This window comes from Malaciobacter sp. (assembly GCF_055140965.1).
The window spans coordinates 1-5310 of the sequence record NZ_JBSRRO010000072.1; the positions used below are offsets into that span (position 1 = coordinate 1).

Genomic DNA, 5310 nt, shown 5'->3' on the forward strand with positions numbered 1-5310 from the left:
AATTCCATATTTAACTGCTAAGTCTTGTTGCTCATCAGTGTTTACTTTACAAATATTTGCTTTTCCATCAAACTCTTCACCTAACTCTTCAATTACTGGCGCTAGCATTCTACAAGGTCCACACCATGGAGCCCAAAAATCTACCAATGATACACCATTTGCTACTGTACTTTCAAAGTTCTCTTGTGTTAATTCAATATATTTTCCCATATAATTCCCCTAAGATCTAATATTTAAGTTCAATAATTATACTAAGCTAAACTTAAATAAAAGTTGTACTAATCTTCTATAAATTTTTATTTGGGTAAAATATAAACTTTAATTTAACAATGGGTAATTTCATGGATGTAAGAAAAGAGTATTTAGAATTTTTTAAAAATAAAGGACATGAAGTGGTTTCTAGCATGCCACTTGTTCCAGATGATCCTACACTATTATTTACAAATGCTGGTATGGTGCAATTTAAAGATATTTTTACAGGTGCAATTCCAACACCTAAGAATAAAACTGCAACAAGTTGTCAATTATGTGTAAGAGCCGGTGGTAAACACAATGACTTAGAAAATGTTGGATATACAGCAAGACATCATACTTTATTTGAGATGCTTGGAAACTTCTCATTTGGAGATTACTTCAAAAAAGATGCAATTGCTTATGCTTGGGAATTTATAACAATAAACCTAGCTTTACCAAAAGAAAAACTATGGGTTACTATTCATAATAGTGATGATGAAGCTTTTGAACTTTGGAAAGAGCATATAAGTGAAGATAGAATCAAAAGATTTGGAGATAAAGACAACTTTTGGTCAATGGGTGATACAGGACCTTGTGGTCCTTGCTCTGAAATTTTTTATGACCAAGGTGAAGAAAACTTTAATAGTGATGAAGACTACTTAGGTGGTGAGGGTGATAGATTTTTAGAGATATGGAATCTTGTATTTATGCAATACGAAAGAGATGCAAGTGGAAAAACAACTCCTCTTCCAAAACCATCAATTGATACAGGTATGGGACTTGAAAGAGTTGTAGCTATTAAAGAGGGTAAATTTAATAACTTTGATTCTTCACTATTTATGCCAATTATAAATAAAATACAAAATTTAGCAACAAAAGAGTTATCAAAAGATAATATTGGAAGTTTTAGAGTAATTGCTGATCATTTAAGAGCTGTATGTTTTATGATAAGTCAAGGTATTTTATTTGATAAAGAGGGTAGAGGTTATGTTTTAAGAAGAATTTTAAGACGAGCAGTAAGACATGGATATCTTCTTGGATTTAGAAAACCTTTTATGGCTAAGTTAGTTGATACTTTAGACTCAATTGTTGGCTCACACTATATTGATATAAGAGAGAAAAAAGAGTACATAAAAGAACAAATTACTTTAGAAGAGGACAGATTCTTTAAAACAATTGAATCAGGTATGAGTCTATTTGAAGAAGAGTTAAAAAACACTAAAGATAATTTCTCTGCAGAAGTAGCATTTAAACTTTATGATACATTTGGTTTTCCATTAGATTTAACACAAGATATGTTAAGAGATAAAAACCTAAGTGTAGATATTCAAAAGTTTGAAGAGCTAATGACAAAACAAAGAAACAAAGCCAAAGCTGCTTGGAAAGGTAGTGGAGATACACTAAATGAAGGTGATTTTAAAAATTTACTTGAAAAATATGGGAAAAATGAGTTTGTAGGTTACAATCTTACAACATATAATTCAAAAATTATAAGTTTATTAGATGAAAACTTTAAAGAAGTAAAAAGCTTAGATGTTGGTCAAACAGGTTGGGTTATGCTTGATAAAACACCTTTTTATGCACAATCTGGTGGTCAAGCTGGTGATATTGGAGTAATTGAAGATCAAAGTCATATAGCAGAAGTTTTAGATACTAAAAAATTCTTCGATTTAAATCTTTCACAAGTAAAAGTTGCAAATAAAAACTTAACTATTGGTGAAAATGTTGATGGAGTAGTTGTAAATAGATATGAAGTTGCAAAACATCATAGTGCAACACACCTTTTACAAACAGCACTTAAAATGGTTCTTGGTGAAAATGTAGCACAAGCTGGTTCTTTAAATGATGCTTCAAGATTGAGATTTGACTTTACATATCCAAAAGCTATGAGTAAAGAGCAAATAAAAGAGGTTGAAGATTTAGTAAACTCTATGATTGTTAGAGGTATTAAATCAAATATTGAAGAGTTACCAATAAATGAAGCAAAACAAAAAGGCGCAATTGCTATGTTTGGTGAAAAATATGGTGACATGGTAAGAGTTGTTGACTTTGGTGGTGTAAGTATTGAGTTTTGTGGTGGAACTCATGTAAGAAATAGTTCTGATATTGGAAGTTTTTATATTATTAAAGAATCAGGCGTTAGTGCAGGTGTTAGAAGAATAGAAGCAGTTTGTGGTGTTGCTGCAATTAACTACACAAATGAGATTATTCAAAAATATGAAGAAGTTCAAAATGAAGTGAAAAATCTTGATGCAACGCTTGGTGTTAAAAAACTAAAAGATCAAATAAAACAACTAAAAAAAGAGTTAGAAGAGTCTCAAAGCTCATCAAACTCAGCAATAAATGAAGAAATTATTGGTGATACTAAAGTTGTTGTTGATATTGTTAAAAACGGTGATATCAAAAAAATAGTTGATGATTTAAAAAATGCAAATGAGAAACTTGCAGTTTTACTTTTACAAGCAAAAGGCGATAAAGTAATGATAGTAGCAGGAAGTAAAAATACTCCTGTTAAAGCAGGTGATTGGATAAAGCATGTTGCTCCTATCGTTGGTGGAGGTGGAGGTGGAAGACCTGACTTTGCACAAGCTGGAGGAAAAGATGTTTCAAAAATAGACCAAGCTTTAGAAAAAGCTTTAGAGTTTGTGAAAGATAATTTATAATGTTTACATTATTTGAAAACAATCTTGCATTTCTTATATTTTTACATGTATTAAGTGCAGTAATTTGGGTAGGAGGAATGATAGCAATAAGATTTGCTATTCATTACTCTATGCAAGGAATTCAAGAACCAAAGATTAGATTAGAAAGAACGCTAGAGAATCTAAAAAGATTTTTTAATATGGTAATTCCTACTATTTTAATACTTTTAATTACTGCAATTATAATGATTTTAATTTTAGGATTTAAAGGAACAAACTTATATTCTGTTGTAATAGCAAAAGAGATTATTTGGACAGTTATGAGTATTGTTTTTATTACTATATATGTAAAAAGAAATAAAGCACAAAAACTATTTGAAGAGGGTGATTTTACAGGATGTAAAAAACAACTTTTACCAATAGCAAAATATTTTATACCATTAAATATATTTTTAGGGCTTATTGCTATTTATTTAGGAGTTACACTTAGAGGGTTTTAATCCTCTAAAACTCTTTGGATTTTCCAAAAATGCTTTTTAAAATACACATTATCTAAAGTTGATATTATCACACCTTTTTTTCTAGATACATGTATAAATCTTCCATCATCTAAATAAATTCCAACATGCCTACTATTTTTTCCTGTTTTAAAAAATACTAAATCACCAACTTTCGCCTCTTTTTTTGATACTTTTTTGCCAACTCTTGATTGATAATATGTTGTACGCGGAATTTTTACATTTAACTTTGTTTGAAAGGTTCTTTGAATAAAAGCAGAACAATCAATTCCACTTTTAGAGTTTCCTCCATACCTATATTTAACACCTTTCCACTCACTATATTGTGAAAGTAATGCTTTTGCTATTTCATTATTTTGTGGTTCATACTCTTTTTCTATACTAATATCATTAGTATTATTTGAACTATTAAATAAATCTTTTGCACTTTGCAAAGATAAAGAACAACCACTAAATAACAATGGTAAAGTTAAAATTAGATATTTTTTAGCTTTTCTCATATTCTCTTCTTAAAGTATTTAAAAAAATTATATCAAAATCCTCCATATAAAACTATCATAATAGGAATATACACTATTGAAAATATAGTACTTAATAAAACTGTAAATGTTGCTTTTTCAGGTTTTATTCCATTTATAATAGCTAAAGTAACTCCATTATTTGCAATAGGAACAATTGAAAATAAAAACATAACTTTATAAATATCTTCATCATTTATAAAATGTATTACTGTTTTATCTATATATATATTTTCAGTTTTAACCTTTTCTAACACTTTTTCATATTGATTAGTCCCTGTAATTATCAAAACTTGTAGGTTTTTATCTTTTAATTTTAATAATTCTACCATTGTAAAATTAATTTTTTCTGCTCCTCTGCTTCCTCCAACTGATACTATTAAGGGTTTATCAAGAGAAAAACCTAAATTTTTTAATCCTTCTTCTCTATTAGCCTCTAATAATTCTTTTCTAATTGGATTTCCTGTTACTACAACTTTATCTTTATTCTTAAAATATTCAACCGATTCTTCAAAGCTTACCGCTACTACTTTGACAAACCGCGATAGTACTCTATTTGTAAGACCTGGAAAAGCATTTTGTTCATGAATCAAAGTAGGTATCCCTTTTAAAGCCGCCACCATTAAAACGGGGCCGCAAACATATCCCCCTGTTCCAATTACCACATCCGGTTTAAATTTTTTTAAAATATTGTTTGCTTCTTTAAGTCCTACCACTGCTTTATAAATAGTTTTTAACGTATCCAACGATAATTTCCTTTTAAATCCCTGCACAGTAATTGTCTTTAATTCAAAGCCTTCTCTTGGTACTAACTCATTCTCCAAACCTTTTTTTGTGCCTACAAATAAAATTTGAGCATCTTTTTCATTATTTAATATTTCCTTAGCAATGGCTATGGCAGGATAAATATGTCCACCTGTACCTCCACCAGCAAACAAATATTTCAATTGTCCATCAACTCCTATCTAAATTTGCGTATCTTGAAATATTTAATAGTATTCCTACTCCTGCCATCATAATAACTGTAGAAGTACCTCCATAACTTATAAAAGGAAGAGAAACTCCCGTAGGTGGCATAGAAGAAGTTACAACCGCCACATTTATAAGTGTCTGTATTCCTATAAGAGCTGTAATTCCTGCAGCTAAAAGACATCCAAACATATCTGGAGCTTTTGCTGCCACTCTCAAACCTCGCAAAATAAGGTATAAAAACATCAAAAGTATAGTAACTGTACCAACAAGTCCTAATTCTTCTCCAATTATGGCAAATATAAAATCATTGTGAGGCATAGGCAGATACATAAGCTTTTGCCTGCTTCCACCAAGTCCAACTCCGAATAATCCTCCAGAGCCTAAGGCATAAAGGGATTGCACAATTTGATATCCGGATTTTTGTAT

6 protein-coding genes are annotated in these 5310 nt (G+C 30.0%); 2 read left to right on the forward strand and 4 right to left on the reverse strand.

The annotated features are described in order from the left end of the window. Nucleotides 1-210: thioredoxin family protein (locus tag ACTCCZ_RS13285; protein WP_463187147.1), on the reverse strand; the 210-nt coding region annotated here is incomplete at its 3' end. A gap of 131 nt (nt 211-341) precedes the next feature. Here ACTCCZ_RS13285 and alaS point away from each other — a divergent pair. Beyond that, nucleotides 342-2897 (forward strand): alanine--tRNA ligase, encoded by a 2556-nt coding sequence (gene alaS / locus ACTCCZ_RS13290; protein WP_079579766.1) that lies wholly within the window; start codon nt 342-344, stop codon nt 2895-2897. Beyond that, nucleotides 2897-3376 carry a hypothetical protein gene (locus ACTCCZ_RS13295; protein WP_079579767.1) on the forward strand — a complete coding sequence of 160 codons (480 nt, stop codon included), beginning with the start codon at nt 2897-2899 and terminating at the stop codon, nt 3374-3376. Before alaS ends, ACTCCZ_RS13295 begins: the two co-directional genes overlap by 1 nt. On the opposite strand, the gene ACTCCZ_RS13300 is transcribed toward ACTCCZ_RS13295, so the two are convergent. From ACTCCZ_RS13300 to ACTCCZ_RS13310, 3 genes are all read right to left on the reverse strand, one after another. Further along, on the reverse strand, nt 3373-3894 hold the full coding sequence (locus ACTCCZ_RS13300; RefSeq protein ID WP_079579768.1) for an NlpC/P60 family protein: 522 nt from the start codon (nt 3892-3894) through the stop codon (nt 3373-3375). The genes ACTCCZ_RS13295 and ACTCCZ_RS13300 overlap by 4 nt on opposite strands. 32 nt (nt 3895-3926) lie before the next feature. Next, nucleotides 3927-4859 carry a UDP-N-acetylglucosamine--N-acetylmuramyl-(pentapeptide) pyrophosphoryl-undecaprenol N-acetylglucosamine transferase gene (locus ACTCCZ_RS13305; RefSeq protein ID WP_463187420.1) on the reverse strand — a complete coding sequence of 311 codons (933 nt, stop codon included), beginning with the start codon at nt 4857-4859 and terminating at the stop codon, nt 3927-3929. Nucleotides 4860-4866: 7 nt separating this feature from the next. Beyond that, the coding region (locus ACTCCZ_RS13310; RefSeq protein ID WP_463187422.1) for an FtsW/RodA/SpoVE family cell cycle protein at nt 4867-5310 on the reverse strand (444 nt) is incomplete at its 5' end.

Coding starts and splice junctions, on each gene's coding strand:
- alaS (WP_079579766.1), top strand. CDS start 342: ATGGATGTAAGAAAAGAGTATTTAGAATTTTTTAAAAATAAAGGACAT.
- ACTCCZ_RS13295 (WP_079579767.1), top strand. CDS start 2,897: ATGTTTACATTATTTGAAAACAATCTTGCATTTCTTATATTTTTACAT.
- ACTCCZ_RS13300 (WP_079579768.1), bottom strand. CDS start 3,894: ATGAGAAAAGCTAAAAAATATCTAATTTTAACTTTACCATTGTTATTT.